This is a genomic window from Mycobacterium sp. (assembly GCF_044223235.1).
Lineage (GTDB): Bacteria > Actinomycetota > Actinomycetes > Mycobacteriales > Mycobacteriaceae > Mycobacterium.
The window spans coordinates 26,126-44,059 of sequence record NZ_JBGAME010000028.1 but is presented as its reverse complement, the minus strand read 5'-3'; the positions used below and the strand labels follow the sequence as shown (position 1 = coordinate 44,059).

Annotated in this window: 11 protein-coding genes and 1 riboswitch; of the genes, 7 read left to right on the top strand and 4 right to left on the bottom strand. The window is 70.1% G+C overall.

From position 1 onward, the window contains the following. Positions 1 to 61: 61 nt before the first annotated feature. Entirely contained in the window at positions 62 to 1,522 is a 1,461-nt protein-coding gene (gene gnd / locus ADBZ6K_RS23295; RefSeq protein ID WP_526351139.1) for an NADP-dependent phosphogluconate dehydrogenase, read from the top strand. Positions 1,523 to 1,569: 47 nt separating this feature from the next. After that, complete coding sequence (locus ADBZ6K_RS23290; protein ID WP_526351137.1) at positions 1,570 to 3,006, top strand: GuaB1 family IMP dehydrogenase-related protein; 1,437 nt, start codon at positions 1,570 to 1,572, stop codon at positions 3,004 to 3,006. Here the strand turns inward: ADBZ6K_RS23290 and ADBZ6K_RS23285 are convergent. Genes ADBZ6K_RS23285 through ADBZ6K_RS23275 form a run of 3 tightly spaced genes read right to left on the bottom strand, consistent with a single transcriptional unit; the run spans position 2,989 to position 6,671 of the window. After that, on the bottom strand, positions 2,989 to 4,056 hold the full coding sequence (locus tag ADBZ6K_RS23285; RefSeq protein WP_526351135.1) for an ABC transporter ATP-binding protein: 1,068 nt from the start codon (positions 4,054 to 4,056) through the stop codon (positions 2,989 to 2,991). The genes ADBZ6K_RS23290 and ADBZ6K_RS23285 overlap by 18 nt on opposite strands. Further along, positions 4,049 to 5,593, bottom strand: a complete 1,545-nt coding sequence (locus ADBZ6K_RS23280; protein ID WP_526351133.1) for an ABC transporter permease — start codon at positions 5,591 to 5,593, stop codon at positions 4,049 to 4,051. The genes ADBZ6K_RS23285 and ADBZ6K_RS23280 overlap by 8 nt, the downstream gene beginning before the upstream one ends. A 4-nt stretch (positions 5,594 to 5,597) precedes the next feature. Further along, a complete protein-coding gene (locus tag ADBZ6K_RS23275; protein ID WP_526351131.1) occupies positions 5,598 to 6,671 on the bottom strand; it encodes an iron ABC transporter substrate-binding protein in 1,074 nt (357 codons plus the stop codon). A 428-nt stretch (positions 6,672 to 7,099) separates the two neighbouring features. Here ADBZ6K_RS23275 and ADBZ6K_RS23270 point away from each other — a divergent pair, with 428 nt between their 5' ends. From ADBZ6K_RS23270 to ADBZ6K_RS23250, 5 genes are all read left to right on the top strand, one after another. Further along, entirely contained in the window at positions 7,100 to 8,470 is a 1,371-nt protein-coding gene (locus ADBZ6K_RS23270; RefSeq protein WP_526351129.1) for a CNNM domain-containing protein, read from the top strand. After that, the gene (locus ADBZ6K_RS23265; RefSeq protein ID WP_526351127.1) at positions 8,470 to 9,519 is read left to right on the top strand and encodes a CBS domain-containing protein; all 1,050 of its coding nucleotides are present in this window, start codon (positions 8,470 to 8,472) and stop codon (positions 9,517 to 9,519) included. Before ADBZ6K_RS23270 ends, ADBZ6K_RS23265 begins: the two co-directional genes overlap by 1 nt. After that, the gene (locus ADBZ6K_RS23260) at positions 9,512 to 10,453 is read left to right on the top strand and encodes a 3-methyladenine DNA glycosylase (RefSeq protein ID WP_526351125.1); all 942 of its coding nucleotides are present in this window, start codon (positions 9,512 to 9,514) and stop codon (positions 10,451 to 10,453) included. The genes ADBZ6K_RS23265 and ADBZ6K_RS23260 overlap by 8 nt, the downstream gene beginning before the upstream one ends. 119 nt (positions 10,454 to 10,572) lie before the next feature. Continuing rightward, positions 10,573 to 12,822, top strand: a complete 2,250-nt coding sequence (locus ADBZ6K_RS23255) for a malate synthase G (RefSeq protein WP_526351123.1) — start codon at positions 10,573 to 10,575, stop codon at positions 12,820 to 12,822. Between the two features lie 102 nt (positions 12,823 to 12,924). Then, positions 12,925 to 14,784: a vWA domain-containing protein gene (locus ADBZ6K_RS23250; protein WP_526351121.1), complete on the top strand. Its 1,860-nt coding sequence runs from the start codon at positions 12,925 to 12,927 to the stop codon at positions 14,782 to 14,784. Positions 14,785 to 14,791: 7 nt separating this feature from the next. On the opposite strand, the gene gcvP is transcribed toward ADBZ6K_RS23250, so the two are convergent. Next, complete coding sequence (gene gcvP, locus ADBZ6K_RS23245; RefSeq protein ID WP_526351190.1) at positions 14,792 to 17,629, bottom strand: aminomethyl-transferring glycine dehydrogenase; 2,838 nt, start codon at positions 17,627 to 17,629, stop codon at positions 14,792 to 14,794. Between the two features lie 178 nt (positions 17,630 to 17,807). Further along, a riboswitch (glycine riboswitch) is annotated at positions 17,808 to 17,906 on the bottom strand. Between the last annotated feature and the right edge of the window lie 28 nt (positions 17,907 to 17,934).

Genomic DNA, 17,934 nt, shown 5'->3' with positions numbered 1-17,934 from the left:
GGAGCCCTCGTCAAACTACTCAAACCAGCTGTGCCACAACAAAAGAACGAAAGGCTGCCGAATGAGCTCGTCCGAAACACCCGCCTCCGGCACCGCTCAGATCGGGGTGACCGGCCTGGCCGTCATGGGTTCGAACATCGCACGCAACTTCGCCAGGCACGGATACACCGTCGCACTGCACAACCGCTCGATCGGCCGCACCGATGCCCTGCTCGCCGAACACGGCGACGAGGGCAAGTTCGTGCGCAGCGAGACCATCCCGGAGTTCCTGGCCGCGCTGGAGAAGCCTCGGCGGGTGCTGATCATGGTCAAGGCCGGCGAGGCCACCGACGCCGTCATCAACGAACTTGCCGACGCGATGGAACCCGGCGACATCATCATCGACGGCGGCAACGCCCTCTACACCGACACCATCCGGCGCGAGAAGGCCATCCGTGAGCGCGGCCTGCACTTCGTCGGCGCGGGCATTTCCGGCGGTGAGGAGGGTGCGCTCAACGGCCCGTCGATCATGCCGGGCGGCCCGGCCGAGTCCTACGTGTCGCTTGGTCCACTGCTCGAGGAGATCTCCGCCCACGTCGACGGTGTGCCGTGCTGCACCCACATCGGCCCCGACGGATCGGGTCACTTCGTCAAGATGGTGCACAACGGCATCGAGTACTCCGACATGCAGCTGATCGGGGAGGCATACCAGCTGCTGCGCGACGCTCTCGGGATGACCGCGCCGGAGATCGCCGCGGTGTTCACCGAATGGAACAAGGGTGACCTGGACAGCTACCTGGTGGAGATCACCTCCGAGGTGCTCAACCAGGTCGACGCCAAGACGGGCAAGCCGCTCGTCGACATCGTCCTCGACGAGGCCGAGCAGAAGGGCACCGGCCGGTGGACCGTCAAGTCGGCTCTCGACCTGGGGGTGCCGGTGACCGGCATCGCCGAGGCGGTGTTCGCACGCGCCCTGTCGGGATCGGTCGCGCAGCGGCGCGCCGCGACCGGGATGGCCAGCGGGACGCTCGGCGAGAAGCCCGGCGATGCGACCAAGTTCGTCGAGGACGTCCGCCAGGCCCTCTACGCGTCGAAGATCATCGCCTACGCGCAGGGTTTCAACCAGATCCAGGCCGGCAGCGACGAGTACGGCTGGGACATCACACCGGGCGACCTGGCCACCATCTGGCGGGGCGGCTGCATCATCAGGGCCAAGTTCCTCAACCGCATCAAAGAGGCCTACGACGACGACGCCGACCTGGCCACATTGATCGCCGCACCGTACTTCCGCGCTGCGATCGAGGCCGCGATCGACGGCTGGCGCCGGGTGGTGGTGACCGCGACCCAGCTGGGCATCCCGATCCCCGGGTTCAGCTCCGCGCTGTCCTACTACGACGGGCTGCGCACCGAGCGGCTGCCGGCCGCGCTCACCCAGGGCCTGCGGGACTTCTTCGGTGCGCACACCTACGGGCGCACCGACGCCGGCCACGATCAGAAGTTCCACACGCTGTGGAGCGGCGATCACAGCGAGGTGCCCGCATGACGGGCCTGCGAGGGGTGACGCACCGATGAGACGCCGATGAGACTCCGATGAGATTCCTTGATGGGCACGTGCCGCCCTACGACCTGACCTACAACGACGTCTTCATCGTGCCGGGACGCACCGACGTGGCGTCGCGCTTCGACGTCGACCTGTCCACCGTCGACGGTTCGGGTACGACGATCCCCGTGGTGGTCGCGAACATGACCGCGGTCGCGGGCCGCAGGATGGCCGAGACGGTGGCCCGCCGGGGCGGCCTGGTCGTCCTGCCGCAGGATCTGCCCATCTCGGTGGTCAAGCAGACCGTCGACTTCATCAAGAGCCGTGACCTGGTGGTGGACACCCCGGTGACGCTCGGTCCCGACGACTCGGTGTCGGACGCGACCGCCCTCATCCCGAAGCGCGCGCATGGTGTGGCCGTCGTCGTGTTCGAGGGACGCCCCATCGGACTGGTCACCGAGTCGGCCACCGCGGGGGTGGACCGGTTCACCCGGGTCCGCGACATCGCGATCAGCGACTTCGTCACCGCGCCGGCCGGCACCGACCCCCGAAAGGTCTTCGACCTGCTCGAACACGTCCCCGTCGGCGTCGCGGTGATGACCGGACCGGACGGCACGCTCGCAGGCGTGCTGACCCGCACCGGCGCCGTGCGCGCCGGCATCTACTCCCCCGCCATCGACGCCAAGGAACGGCTTCGGATCGCCGCCGCGGTCGGCATCAACGGCGACGTCGGGGCCAAGGCCCGCGCGCTCGCCGAGGCCGGGGTCGACCTGCTGGTGATCGACACGGCCCACGGCCACCAGGTCAAGATGCTCGACGCGATCAAGTCGGTGTCCTCGCTGGAGCTGGGGCTGCCGATCGTCGCGGGCAACGTGGTCTCCGCCGAGGGCACCCGTGACCTGATCGGCGCGGGCGCGTCGATCGTCAAGGTGGGCGTCGGACCCGGCGCGATGTGCACGACCAGGATGATGACCGGCGTCGGCCGCCCACAGTTCTCCGCCGTCGTCGAATGCGCGGCGGCGGCCAGGGAACTCGGCGCGCACGTATGGGCCGACGGCGGCGTCAGGCATCCCCGCGACGTCGCACTGGCGCTCGCCGCCGGCGCGGCCAACGTGATGATCGGCTCCTGGTTCGCCGGGACCTACGAGTCACCCGGCGACCTCATGCACGACCGCGAGGACCGGCTCTACAAGGAGAGCTACGGCATGGCCTCCAAACGGGCCGTCGCGGCGCGCACCGCCTCCGACAGCCCGTTCGACCGGGCCCGCAAGGCGCTGTTCGAGGAGGGCATCTCGACGTCGCGCATGGCACTGGACCCTGCGTGCGGTGGAGTCGAGGACCTGATCGATCACGTCACTTCGGGTGTGCGCAGCACGTGCACCTATGTCGGCGCGGCGAACCTGCCCGAGCTGCACGAGAAGGTCGTCCTCGGGGTGCAGTCGGCGGCCGGGTTCGCCGAGGGGCACCCGCTACCGACTGGCTGGTGACGGGTAGGCCAGCACGTCCCCGGTGACGTGGACGCTGACGGCGTCACCGTCGTCGATCGCGGGCTGCCCGGGCATACGCAGCTGTACGGCGCTGCCGTCGTCGAGCCTGACGTGCACGATGGTGTCCGCGCCGTAGAACCGGCACGCGGTGACCGTGGCCGCAGGCCCGGCGCCGGCGTCACCGATCCGCAGCTGCTCGGGGCGCAGCACCGCAACGACCGGACCGTCGTGCGCAGGCAGCCGCGTGCCATGGGTCCCCAGCGCGGTGTGCACCCGACCCGACCGGCACTGCCCGCGCAGCTCGACCGTCGCGCCGACGAACCGCGCCGCCGCCAGCGTCGCGGGTCGTGCATACACCTCTGCGGGCGCCGCGTGCTGGGCCACCGAACCCGCCATCAGCAGGGCCACCGAGTCGGCCAGCGACAGCGCCTCGGCCTGGTCGTGGGTGACCAGCAGCGCCGTCGTGCCCGCGGAGCGCAGGATTGTTGCGATGTCCTCGCGGACGCGCACCCGCAGCCCGGCGTCCAGCGCCGCGAACGGTTCGTCGAGCAGCAGCACCTTCGGGCGTGCGGCCAGCGCCCGGGCCAGCGCGACCCGCTGCTGCTGGCCGCCCGACAGCTCGTGCGGGCGCGCGTCGGCCTTGTCCTCCAGCCCGACGACGGCCAGCCAGTGCTCGATCGCGGATCTGGTGCCATTGCGCGATGGCCGGCCCAGGCCGAAGGCGATGTTGCCCGCGACGCTCAGGTGCGGGAACAACGCCCCCTCCTGCGGCATGAGGCCGACGTGTCGGCGGTGGGCGGGCACCGCGGTACCGTTGCCCGCCACCGCTTCGCCGCCGATCCGGACGACGCCCGCATCGGGGAGGTCGAAGCCGGCCAGGATGCGCAGCAGGGTGGTCTTGCCGCAGCCGGACGGTCCGAGCACCGCGGTGATCGTGCCCGCAGGCACCTCCAGGTCCACCCCGTCGAGCACCGTCCTGCGGCCGAACGATTTGTGGATGCCGGTGGCCGCCACACCCGTGGACACCGGTGCGAGCCGCTGCTCAGTCACTGCGCCCCTCACCGAGTCCCGCGCTGAACAGACCGAGCAGAGCGGTCGGCACGGCGGCGAAGACCAGCAGCGCTGCCGCGTACGGCGCGGCCGCCGCGTAGTCGCTGACCGAGCTGTATCCCCACAACCGGGTCGCGAGCGTCTGCGTCCCGGTGGGATGCAGCAGGAGGGTAACCGGAAGCTCCTTCATGCAGGTCAGCAGCACCAGAGCCGCACCGGCCGCGATGCCGGGCGCCGCGATCCTGGCCGTGACCCTACCGAATGCCCGCAGGGGCGGTCTGCCCAGCGAGCGGGCCACCTCCTCCAGCCGGATCGGCGCCGCCTCCACCGCGGCCCGCACCGAACCGATCGCCAGCGGCACGAACAGCACCGCGTAGGCCAGGATCAGCAGCGGCTCCCGCTGATAGAGCGGGCGCAGGAGCAATACACCGACCGACACCATCGAGATCGCAACCACGATCGAGGGCAGCCCATGCGCAACGTAGCTCGCCCCCTCCAGCGCCCGGGTCGCCCGGGTGCGGTGCCGGGCCGCGAGCACCCCGACGGGCAGTGCAGCCACCGTGCACACCAGCGCGGCAACCAGCGACAGCCACAGGGTGGAGCCTAGGGCCATCACCCACTCGCGACCGTCCCACCGGGCTCCGGCGGTCAGCAACCAGCGCGCCAGCACCACCGTCGGCACACCGATGGCGGCGATCAGCGCCGCCGCGGGCGCCACCAGGGCGACAGGCCACCACCGCCCGAGCCGGTTGAGCGGCGCGGGTCGCGGCGCGCCGCCGCCGACCCTGGACGCCGCGGCGCGGCCCCTGGCCAGCCCCTCGGCGACCACCAACGCCACCGCAAACGCCAGCAGCACCATCGAGAGCACCGCCGCCCGCGAAGGATTGAACCCCGAGCGGTAGGCGCCGTAGATCACCCAGGTGAATGCCTCGTAGCGCATCGCGGCGACCGCCCCGAAATCGCTGAGGACATACAGCGCGACCAGCAACGCGCCCGCGGCGATCGACGCGCGGGCCTGACGCAGGGTCACCGAGAACAGCACCGACAGCCCGCCCCGCCCCAGCGACCTGGCCACTTCTTCCTGGGCGGGGTCGACGCGGGACAGCGCGGCGATGGTGGTGATCATCACCAGCGGGTAGCTGACCAGGACGAGCACCAGGGTGGCACCCCAGAAGCCGGCCACGCCCGGGTACGCCGACACCCAGAGATAGGCCAGCAGATAGCTGGGCATCGCCAGGGGCAGGGTCAGCGCGACCGCCCACGCGCGCCGGGCAGGCACGTCGGTGCGGGTCACCAGGACCGCCAGCGCCACCCCGATGACGACACAGGCCGTCGTGACGACGGCCACCAGCAGAAGCGACCGGCCGACCAGCGCGGCGGTGCGGGGCTGGACCAGTTCGTCGACGACAAACGTCGCGCCCCGCTCCGTTGCCCGTTGCGCGAGGTAAACCAGCGGCAGCAGGGTCCCCGCGGCCACGAGGGCGCCCGGGATCAGCAGCAGCGCGGGTAGCCGGGTGCCGCGGGCTGGGGACGCCACCGCGTCAGTTCGTCAGCAGACCGGTTTCGACCAGCATCTCCTGGGTCGCCTCGATGTCGTCGAGCTGGGACAGGTCGACGGCGGGCGGCTGCAGGGCGCTGAGCGCCGGCATCTCTGAGGACGGTTCGACGCCGGCGATCAGCGGGTACTCCGCGGTCTCGCCGGCGAAGTACTCCTGCGCCGACGTTCCCACGAGGTAGGCCGCGAACGCCTGCGCGCCCTCCGGATTCGGCGCGGACTTGAGCACACCGACGCCTGCGACGTTGATCAGCCCGCCGGGGTCACCCGGCGCCATGAACTGGTTCTGGGCCTTGACCGCGTCGGCGCCCTTGGCGTGGATCAGTTCGTAGAGGTAGTAGTGGTTGACCAGGCCGAGCGGCACCTGCCCGGAGTCGACGGCGTCGCGCACTGCGACGTTGTTCTCGAATGCCTGCGGGTCGTTGGCCTTGAACGCCTCCAGCCACTGCCGGGCGCCGTCCTCGCCGCGGATCACACGCAGGCCCGTGACGAACGACTGCCACGACGCGTTGCTCGGCGCGTATCCGACCTTGCCCTTCCACTCCGGGGCGAGCACCGCGTCGATCGTGTCGGGCGGCGTGGGCGCCAATTCCGGGTTGAACACGATGACGCGGGCCCGGCCGGACACCCCCACCCAGGTGCCGTCGGCGGCCGAGAAGTTCGCGGGCACCGCCTCCAGCGTCGTCGCGTCGATCGGCGCGAACAGGCTCGCGTTGGAGACCGCGCCGAGTGCGCCCGCATCCTGCGACAGGAATACGTCGGCGGGCGACTTGTCCCCCTCGGTGATCAGTTGGGCCGCCAGCTCACCGGAGCCCGCGTAGCGCGTCTCGACCTCGATGCCGGTGTCGGTGGTGAACTGCTTGATGAGAGGGCCGATCAGCTCCTCGTTCCGGCCGGAATAGACGGTGATCTTGTCTGCGGCCTCGGCGGTTTCGCCCGAACCGGTGGACGCCGACTCGGACCCGCAGGCGCCGAGCGCGAGGGTCGCCGCCGAGGCGGCGATGATGCAGGCAAAACGCCTGATCGAAGTGGACTTCGGGGTCGACTTCGGGATCGACATGACGCGTGACTGCCTTCCTGTGAACTGGCTGGCAAGGAGATTGGGTGAACCCGAACCTACCACTGGCTAAGGTTAGCCTTTCGATACTTCGGTCCACTGTGCGCGGATGCGCCGAAGTCCACTGTGCGCGGATGCGCCGAGGTCCACTGTGCGCGGATGCGCCGATTTGGAGCGGCATCCCCGGGCGGATCCCGCGAATCGGACTAGCATGTGCCTCACCGTTCACACATCACGCAGCGTCGGGCTGCGCGGACCCGCGAATCGAAGGAAAGGGTTGACGTGCCGCAGGCACCGGTGGAGGCGCCGCGTTCCGGGCCGGCTGACCAGGCCGCACTGCCGCCGCACGAGCCACCCGAAGCCGAGCCCTCCCCTAGTCAGCCGGGTCGTCGACCCGGCGTCCCCGCCGCTCCGCCAGGTGCCGGCCCGCGATGAGCGTCGGCTACTCCCTGCTGTCGCTGCTGGCGATCGTCTTGCTGACCGCGGGCACCGCGGTGTTCGTCGCGGCGGAGTTCTCGTTGACGGCGCTGGAGCGAAGCACTGTCGAGGCCAACGCACGCACCGGTGACCGGCGCGACCAGATGGTGCGCCGGGCCCACCGCACCCTGTCGTTCCAGCTGTCCGGGGCTCAGGTGGGCATTTCGATCACCACACTGGCTACCGGCTACCTGGCCGAGCCGGTGCTGGCGCGGTTGCTGCGGCCGGGGCTGGAGGCACTGCACCTCGCGCCGAATGTGGCCGGCGGGCTGGCGTTGACGCTGGCGGTGCTCATCGCGACATCGCTGTCGATGGTGTTCGGCGAGCTGGTGCCCAAGAACCTCGCCGTCGCCCGTCCGGTGCCGACCGCGCGCGCGGCGGCGGGCCCGCAGCTGCTGTTCTCGATGCTGTTCACCCCGCTCATCCGGCTGACGAACGGCACCGCGAACTGGATCCTGCGCAAGATGGGCATCGAACCCGCCGAGGAGCTGCGCTCGGCGCGCTCGGCCCAGGAGCTGACGTCGCTGGTGCGCACCTCGGCGCGCAGCGGATCGCTGGACCCCGTGACCGCAACCCTGGTGGATCGGTCGCTGCAGTTCGGCGACCGCACCGCCGAGGAGCTCATGACACCGCGATCCAAGATCGAGACACTCGAAGCCGACGACACCGTCGCCGACCTGGTGGCGGTGGCGATCGAAACCGGCTACTCCCGGTTCCCCATCGTCGAGGGCGACCTCGACGAGACCATCGGCATGGTGCACGTCAAACAGGTCTTCGCGGTGCCCCAGGAGGAGCGCGCCAACACCCGGCTTGCGGTGCTGGCGCTGCCGGTGGCCAAGGTGCCCTCGACGCTGGACGGCGACGCCGTGATGACCCAGATCAGGGCGAACGGCCTGCAGACGGCGCTGGTGGTCGACGAGTACGGCGGTACGGCGGGCATGGTCACCGTCGAGGACCTGATCGAGGAGATCGTCGGCGACGTCCGCGACGAACACGACGACGCCACCCCCGACGTCGTGGCCGCCGGCCGGGGCTGGCAGGTCTCTGGGCTGCTGCGCATCGACGAGGTCGCCACCGAAACCGGGTTCCGGGCACCGGAAGGTGAGTACGAGACCATCGGCGGGCTGATCCTGCAGGAACTCGGGCACATACCGGAGCCGGGTGAGGCGGTGGAGCTCACGGCGTTCGACCCTGACGGACCGCTGGAAGATCCGGTGCGCTGGCTGGCCACGGTGATCCGGATGGACGGCAGGCGCATCGACCTGCTGGAGCTCACCGAGATCGGCCGCCGCGGCGAGGCCGACGCACGCGGGGACGACCACTGATGGGTGACGTCTTCGGTGTGTTGCTGACCGTGCTGCTGTTGGCGGCCAATGCGTTCTTCGTGGGGTCGGAGTTCGCGCTGATCTCCGCGCGGCGCGACCGGCTCGAGGCGCTGGCCGAGCAGGGCAAGACGAGCGCGGTGACCGTGATCCGGGCCGGTGAGAACCTGTCGTTGATGCTTGCGGGCGCCCAGCTGGGCATCACCATCTGTTCGATCCTGCTGGGCCGGGTCGCCGAGCCTGCGTTCGCCCATGTGCTGGAGCGGCCGTTCGCCGCGGCAGGCATTCCCGAAGCGCTGCTGCACCCGGTGTCCTTCGTGGTGGCCCTTTCGGTCGTGGTGATCCTGCACGTGCTGCTCGGCGAGATGGTGCCGAAGAACATCGCGATCGCCGGGCCGGAGTCGACGGCGATGCTGCTCATCCCCACCTATCTTGTCTACATCCGCGCCGCCCGGCCGCTGATCGCGTTCTACAACTGGTGTGCCAACGCCACCCTGCGCGCGTTCCGGGTCGAACCGCGCGACGAACTCGACGTGACGGTGTCCACCGTCGAACTGTCGGAGATGATCGCCGAATCCGTCTCCGAGGGCCTGCTGGACCCCGAGGAGCACAGCCGCCTGACCCGCGCCCTGCAGATCCGCAACCGGGTGGTCAACGACGTCGCCTTGCCGCTGAGCGAGATCCACGCCATTCCCGCCGCCTCGGCCGATACCGGCCCGACGGTCGGTGCGGTCGAGCACGCGCTGGCCGAGACCGGCTACTCCCGGTTCCCCGTCGCCGACCCGTCCGGTCAGTTCGTCGGGTACCTGCACATCAAGGACGTGCTGTCGCTGGTCGACGATCCCGACGCGGTGCTGGAGCGCTCGATGGTGCGTCCGCTGCCCCAGGTCCCCGCGACGCTGCCGCTGCCCGACGCGCTGTCGCGGCTGCGCCGCAGCAACAGCCACCTGGCGCTGGTGACCTCCGGTGACACGGTGACGGCGATGGTGGCGCTCGAGGACCTGGTCGAGGACCTGGTCGGCACCGTGCGAGACGGGACCCACCGTGTCTGAGGTCCTCGACGAAGTCACCTGGACCCGTCGCGAACGGTTGCACGGCGACCGCGTCGACACCTTCCTGGAGCCGCACCTGCGCAGGCAGCGCGCGGGTGCGGCGCACCCGGTGTGGGACTTCCTGTTCACCTACTACAGCCTGCGGCCGCGGCAGCTGCGCCGTTGGCATCCGGGCTACGGCGTCGTCCTCGCCGGGGATCGCGCGCGGGGCTACCTCACCCGCAGCGGGTACGGCGGTCATCCCGACGGCGTCACCGTGACCCGTGCGCATCTGCTGGCCCGCGCCGACACCGTGCGGTTCATCGCCGAGCTGTTGCACGCCACGGCGTCCCGGCCGCCCCGGCTGAACTGCTTCGGGCTGCACGAATGGGCGATGGTCTACCGGGCACCCGAGGTGCGGCACAGCCAGGTTCCGCTGCGCCTCGGCGCAGCGGGCACCGACGCGGTGGTGGAATCGATTTCCTTGCGCTGCAGCCACTTCGATGCCTACCGCTTCTTCACCGGCCCCGCCGCGCAGCGCAACTGCGAGCAGCTGAGCCGCGCCGGGCAGATCCGCAGCGAACAACCCGGCTGCATCCACGCCGCGATGGACCTCTACAAGTGGGCCTACAAGCTCGGCCCGCTGGTGGCCTCTGAGCTGCTGATGGACAGTCTGGAACTGGCGGCCGCCGCGCGGGCCGTCGACATGCGGGCAAGTCCCTACGACCTGAGCGGCTACGGCTTCACGCCGATCGCCGTCGAAACGGCCACGGGCCGTGCGGAGTACGTGCGGGCCCAGCAGGAGATCGCCGCCCGGGCGGAGCCGCTGAGGGCGGCGCTGCAGAAGGCTTGCACCGTGTTGCCCCCGGAGAGCAACCGACCGGTGGGTCGCGAGATCGATCCAGTGCCCAACCCTGTGGAGCACGCCGAAATGGTCGGCGTTACCCATGGGTAAGCTGGACAAACGGCACCGAGCAGGAACGGAAGCGCCGCGACGATGCAGAAGCGCCTGGCGGCGCCCTCAGCCGAGGAGGAAACGATGACCAGCAAGCGAGCACCGAAGGCGGATCGCGCATGACTGATCGCGTGACGGTGGGCAACCTGCGCGTGGCCAAGGTGCTGTACGACTTCATCACCAACGAGGCGCTGCCGGGCACCGATCTCGACCCCGAGACCTTCTGGTCGGGCGTGGACAAGGTCGTCGCCGACCTGACTCCGCAGAACGAAGACCTGCTCGCCCGGCGCGACGACCTGCAGTCCCAGATCGACCGGTTTCACCGCCAGCGCGTGATCGAGCCCATCGACTCCCCTGCCCTCAGACAGGACTACAAGCAGTACCTCATCGACATCGGCTACCTGCTGCCCGAACCCGACGACTTCACCATCACCACCTCGGGTGTCGACGATGAGATCACCACCACGTCAGGCCCGCAGCTGGTCGTGCCGATCCTCAACGCCCGTTTCGCGCTCAACGCCGCCAACGCCCGCTGGGGCTCGCTGTACGACGCGCTGTACGGCACAAACGTGATCTCGGAGGACGACGGCGCGGAGAGGGTCCATCCGGACGGCAACGGCGGATACAACACGGTCCGCGGCGACAAGGTCATCGCCTACGCGCGCGACTTCCTCGACGGCGCCGTCCCGCTCGCGTCGGGCAGCTGGGGCGAGGCGACCGGCATCGAGATCAGCCAGGAGGACAACACGAGTGAGCTCGTCGTCGCCCTCGGCGACGGCCTGTCCACCGGGCTCGCCGAACCCGAGCAGTTCGTCGGCTACAGCGGTGAACTCGGCTCGCCGCAGTGGTCGGTGTTGCTGCGCAACCACGGCCTGCACATCGAGATCCTCATCGATCCCGACTCCCCGATCGGCTCCACCGACGCCGCAGGCATCAAGGACGTCGTCCTCGAGTCGGCCATCACCACGATCATGGACTTCGAGGACTCGGTGGCCGCCGTCGACGCCGACGACAAGGTGCTGGGCTACCGCAACTGGCTGGGCCTGAACAGGGGCGACCTGGTCGAAGAGGTGACCAAGGGCGGCACCACGTTCACCCGCGCACTCAACGGCGACCGCACCTACACCCGGCCAGCTGGCGACCCGGAGGGGGCCGACCTCACCCTGCCCGGGCGCAGCCTGCTGTTCGTGCGCAACGTCGGGCATCTCATGACCAACGACGCCATCGTCGACGCCCAGGGCCGGGAGGTTCCCGAGGGCATCCAGGACGCGCTGTTCACCAGCCTGATCGCGATGCACGGATTGAAGGCCGAGGAGGCCAACGGTCCGCTGATCAACAGCCGGACCGGCTCCATCTACATCGTGAAGCCGAAGATGCACGGCCCCGACGAGGTCGCGTTCACCTGCGAGCTGTTCAGCCGGGTCGAGGACGTCCTGGGGCTGCCGCAGGCGACCCTCAAGGTCGGCATCATGGACGAGGAGCGGCGCACCACGGTCAACCTCAAGGCCTGCGTCAAGGCCGCCGCCGACCGGGTGGTGTTCATCAACACCGGCTTCCTCGACCGCACCGGCGACGAGATCCACACGTCGATGGAGGCGGGTCCGATGATCCGCAAGGGTGCGATGAAGACCCAGCCGTGGATCCTGGCCTACGAGGACCAGAACGTCGATGTGGGCCTGGCCACCGGATTCACCGGCCGCGCGCAGATCGGCAAGGGCATGTGGGCGATGACCGAGCTGATGGCCGACATGGTCGCCCAGAAGATCGGCCAGCCCAAGGCGGGCGCCACCACCGCCTGGGTGCCCTCGCCGACCGCGGCCACCCTGCACGCCATGCACTACCACCAGGTCGACGTGGCGGAGGTGCAGAAGGAGCTGACCGGCAAGAAGCGCACCAGCATCGACGAGATCCTGACCATTCCGCTGGCCAAGGAGCTGGCCTGGGCTCCGGAGGAGATCCGCGAGGAGGTCGACAACAACTGCCAGTCGATCCTGGGTTACGTGGTCCGCTGGATCGACGCGGGTGTGGGCTGCTCGAAGGTGCCCGACATCCACGACGTCGCGCTGATGGAGGACCGCGCCACGCTGCGCATCTCCAGTCAGTTGCTGGCCAATTGGCTACGCCATGGAGTCATCACCGAAGAGGACGTGCGGGCGAGTCTGCGCCGCATGGCCGTCGTCGTCGACGGGCAGAACGCCTCCGACGCCAGCTATCTGGCGATGGCACCCGATCCCGAGGCCAGCATCGCGTTCCAGGCAGCCCAGGAACTGATCCTGTCCGGCGGGGCGCAGCCCAACGGCTACACGGAGCCGATCCTGCACCGCAGGCGCCGCGAGTTCAAAGCCAGGGCCGCCGGCACCGGTGCGTGACCTCACGCGGCGCCCGGTGACGTCGACAGTGGCTAGACTGCGGCGTGGTTGGCCGGGCCAACCGACGATGGCGACCGGACGAAGCGAGCACAGAGGTTAGGGATGGGCAGGCACAGCATTCCCGATCCCGACGACTCTCCAGGCGATCTGCCGAACCCCGGCGACGATCCCGCGGCGGGCATCGAATCGGGTTCGGACTCGGGCAACCGGGCAGACGGGTCAGGTACGCCCCGCGGCGGGGACAGCGGCGAATGGACCGGCAGTCACCGCGCGGTGATCCAGAAACGGCGGGGTGTCAGCGTCGGGGTCATTGTCGCGCTGGTCACGGTCGTCGTGTTGGTCGGCGCGGTCATCGCGTGGCGCTTCTTCGGTGACGCGCTGTCCAGCCGCAGCGGCGAGGCGGCCGCACGCTGCGTGGACGGCGACCTCGCCGTGGCGGTGCTCGCCGATCCGACCATCGCTGAGCACGTCGCGACGCTGGCCGACCGCTACAACGAAACCGCCGACCCCGTCGGCGACCGGTGCGTGAAGATCGGGGTGAAGCCGGCCGACTCGGAGCAAGTGGTCAACGGATTCACCGGCGACTGGCCGGCCGACCTCGGCGACCGTCCCGCGCTGTGGCTGCCTGCCAGCGGTATCTCCGAGGCGCGGCTGGAGGTCGCCGCCGGCCCCCAAACCGTCAGCGACAGCCGCTCGCTGGTCACCTCGCCCGTGCTGTTGGCGGTGCGTCCCCAGCTGGCGGACGCGCTGGCCCAGCAGAGCTGGGCAAGCCTGCCGTCGCTGCAGAGCAACCCGGCGGGCCTCGACGGCCTCGGATTGCCCGGCTGGGGGTCGCTGAAGCTGGCGCTGCCCCTCGAGGGCGACGCCGACGCGACCTATCTGGCCGCCGAGGCGGTGGCCGCCGCCGCGGCGCCTGACAGCGCTCCCCCGACCGCGGGGATGGGTGCGGTGAGTCAGCTGATGGCCGGCCAGCCCGGGCTCGCCGACAAACGTGCCGACACCGCGATGGACGCCTTGCTGAACGCCGAAGACCCGGCGACCGCCGACGTCCACGCGGTCGTGACCACTGAACAGCAGCTCTTCGCCCGGGGTGCGGAGATGACCGACGCCTCCAACACCATCGGATCCTGGCTGCCGCCGGGCCCCACCGCCCTGGCCGACTATCCGACCGTCCTGCTCAGCGGTGACTGGCTGTCGCAGGAGCAGGTCGCCGCCGCCAGTGAGTTCGCCCGGTTCATGCGTAAGCCCGAGCAGCTCACCGAGCTGGCCAAGGCCGGGTTCCGCACCGAGGGCGGCACACCGCCGCACAGCGACGTAACCGCCTTTGCTCCGCTGTCGGCGCCCCTGTCGGTCGGCGACAACGAGATGCGGGCCACCCTGGCAGGCGCGCTGACGGCGCCGGCGCAAAGCCCCGCGGTGACGATCATGCTGGACCAGACGCTCAACCTGGCTCCGGTGGTGGCTGCGTTGAACGCGCGTATCGCCGCCCTGCCGCCGGCGACCGCGGTCGGTCTGATGACATTCGACGGCTCTGCGGGCACGACGCGGGTGAACCTCGGCGGGCTCGGCGACGATGTGGACGGCCGCTCCCGCGCGGAGGTGCTGACGTCCGCGCTCGACGACCTGCCCTCCACCTCAGACGGTCGGGTGTCGTTCACCACGCTGCGCAACGCCTTCGCCGCGGCGCAGACGGGTTTCCGCCAGGGTCAGCAGAATTCGGTGCTGGTGATCACGTCGGGACCCCACACCGACCAGACGCTCGGTTCGCAGGGTGTGCAGGACATGCTGCGCCAGAACGCCGACCAGGCCCGCCCCGTCACGGTCGACGTCATCAACGTGGGCGACGATCCGGACAGGGCGACCTGGCAGTCGGTCGCCGAGATCACCGGCGGTCGTTACGAGGGCGTGCCCCGCTCGGACTCCCCCGAGATGGTGGCGGCGATCTCCCAGCTGCTCGCCTGAACGGGCGTCAGGCGAACGCCTCGACCGGCGGGCAGGAGCACACCAGGTTGCGGTCGCCGTAGGCGCCGTCGATGCGCCGCACCGGGGGCCACACCTTGGGCCGGAACTGCTTGCCCAGCGGGTAGGCGGCCTGCTCGCGGGTGTACGGGTGATTCCAGTCGGATACCAGCAGGCATTCCGCGGTGTGCGGGGCCCCGCGCAGCGGGTTGTCCTCCACCGGCCAGGTTCCGCTGCCGACCTGATCGATCTCCCCGCGGATCGCGATCATCGCCGCACAGAACGCGTCCACCTCGGCGAGGCTCTCGCTTTCCGTCGGCTCCACCATCAGCGTGCCCGCGACGGGGAAGCTCATGGTCGGCGCGTGGAATCCGTAGTCGGCCAGCCGCTTTGCCACATCGTCGACGGTCACGCCGGTGTCCTTGGTGATGCCGCGCAGATCCAGGATGCACTCGTGGGCGACCATGCCGTTCTCGCCGGTGTACAGCACCGGGTAGTACTCGTCGAGCCGCCGCGCGATGTAGTTCGCCGACGCGATGGCCGTCAGCGACGCGGCGCGCAGGCCGGCAGCACCCATCATCCTGATGTAGGCCCAGGTGATCGGCAGGATCGATGCCGACCCGTACGGGGCGGCCGAGACGGTGTGGTGGTCGGGGAGCTCGTCGGCCAGAGGATGGCCGGGCAGGTACGCGGCCAGGTGCGAACGCACAGCCACCGGGCCGACACCGGGTCCGCCGCCGCCGTGCGGGATGCAGAACGTCTTGTGCAGATTGAGGTGGCTGACGTCGCCGCCGAACCGGCCGGGCCGGGCCAGGCCGACCAGCGCGTTGAGGTTGGCGCCGTCGACGTATACCTGTCCGCCCACATCGTGCACGGCGGCGCAGATGTCGGCGATGTCGTGCTCGTACACGCCGTGGGTGGACGGATAGGTGATCATCAGCGCGGCCAGGTCGCCCGCGTGGTCGGCCACCTTCGCCCGCAGATCGTCGAGGTCCACGTCACCGTTAGCCCTGCAGGCCACCACCACAACCCGCATGCCGGCCAGCGCCGCGGACGCCGCGTTGGTGCCGTGTGCGCTGGACGGGATCAGGCAGACGTCGCGACCCGGGGCGCCGTTGTCCTCGTGGTAGGCCTTGATGGCCAGCAGCCCGGCGTACTCGCCCTGCGACCCGGCGTTGGGCTGCAGGGACACCTCGTCGTAGCCGGTGATGGCGGTCAGCCAGGTCTGCAGGTCGGCGATGAGCGTGCGCAGCCCCGGCGCGTCGGAGGCGGGTGCGAACGGGTGCTGTCTGGCGAACTCCGGCCAGGTGATCGGCTCCATCTCGGCGGCCGCGTTGAGCTTCATGGTGCATGACCCGAGCGGGATCATGCTCCGGTCCAGGGCGATGTCCTTGTCGGCGAGCGAGCGCAGGTACCGCATCATCTCGGTCTCGGTGCGGTGGCGCGTGAACGCGGGATGGGTGAGGAACCTAGATGTCCTGGTGGCTGTCCTGGTGGCGATGTCGGGTCCATCGTGCCGGCTCCCGGGCGCCGCCCCGAACGAGCTCAAGACCGCCTCGACGTCCGCAGCGCGGGTGGCCTCGTCACACGCCACCGACACGTGATCGGCATCGACCATCCACACGTTGATACCGCGGGCCTTGGCGTCGTCACGGATCTGAGCGGCCCTGCCGGGCACGCGGGCGAGCACCGTGTCGAAGAAGGTGTCGTGGACGACGTCGACGCCGGCACCGCGCAGCCCGGCGGCCAGCGCCTGCGCGTGGCTGTGCACCCGGCGGGCGATGCCGGTCAGCCCCTCGGCGCCGTGGTAGCTGGCGTACATCGCCGCGACCACCGCCAATAGCACCTGGGCGGTGCAGATGTTGCTGGTGGCCTTGTCCCTGCGGATGTGCTGTTCGCGGGTCTGCAGCGACAGGCGGTAGGCCGGCGACCCGTCGGCGTCCACGGACACCCCGACCAGCCGGCCGGGCAGCTGGCGGGCGTGTTTGGTGTGCACCGCCAGATAGCCGGCGTGGGGGCCGCCGAACCCCATCGGCACACCGAACCGCTGTGTGGTGCCGAACGCCACGTCGGCACCGATCTCACCGGGCGGGGTGATCAGGGTGAGGGCGAGCAGGTCGGCGCCGACGGCCACCAGCGCGCCGCGTTCGTGGGCCTGTGCCACCAGCGCTGACCAGTCCGTCACGACCCCGCTGGCACCCGGCAGCTGCACGAGGACCCCGAAGAACTCGCCGTCGGGCAGCCCCTGGCTCAGGTCGGCCGTCACGATGTCGATGCCGAGCGGCGCCGCCCTGGTCTCCAGCACGGCCGCGGTCTGGCTGTAGACGTCGGCGTCGACCGCCAACCGGTTCGCCGAGCCCTTGACCGCCCGGTGCATCAGGGTCATGGCCTCGGCCGCGGCGGTGCCCTCGTCGAGCATCGACGCATTGGCGATCTCGAGCGCGGTGAGGTCGGTGATCATGGTCTGGAAGTTGAGCAGGGCCTCGAGCCGGCCCTGGCTGATCTCCGGCTGATACGGCGTATACGCCGTGTACCAGGCGGGGTTCTCGAGAATGTTGCGACGCAACACCGGCGGGGTCAGCGTGTCGAAGTAGCCCTGCCCGATCATCGACACCGCCACCGTGTTCGCATCGGCCAGCGCACGGAGTTCGGCCAGCGCCTCCTCCTCGGTGGCCGCCGGCGGCAACACCTCGAGGCCGGGGGCTACGCCGCTGGGCGGCAACGCGTCGAGGATCCCTGCTGGCAGCGCCTTGTCTGCCAGCTCATCGAGCGATCCCACACCAATGGTATCGAGCATGGTCGCGATGGCCTGGGTGTCCGGCCCGACGTGGCGGTCGACGAATCGCAGTTGCTGGGGATCGAACACTGGCGAGATCTCCTGGGGCGTGAGGGACCGCTCGGGTTCCTCCCCCTCTGTCGTCGACCCGTGCCGGGCGCCTGAGAGATTCGGCCATCTCACCGAATCGGCGAGCACGGCCTTTCCCCATGGGCGGGTGAGCGAAACTCACCGCTTTCCAGAGGCATCGGGGCCGTGCGCGGTCCTGGGTGCCTGAGAGGTTGACGGAGAGGTGTTGCTCCTTCGGCGTCCGTGACTGGCGGTCACGAAGCTCTCCCGCGCAAGGGCGATGCGCGGCCGATTCTACCGGCCGCCGT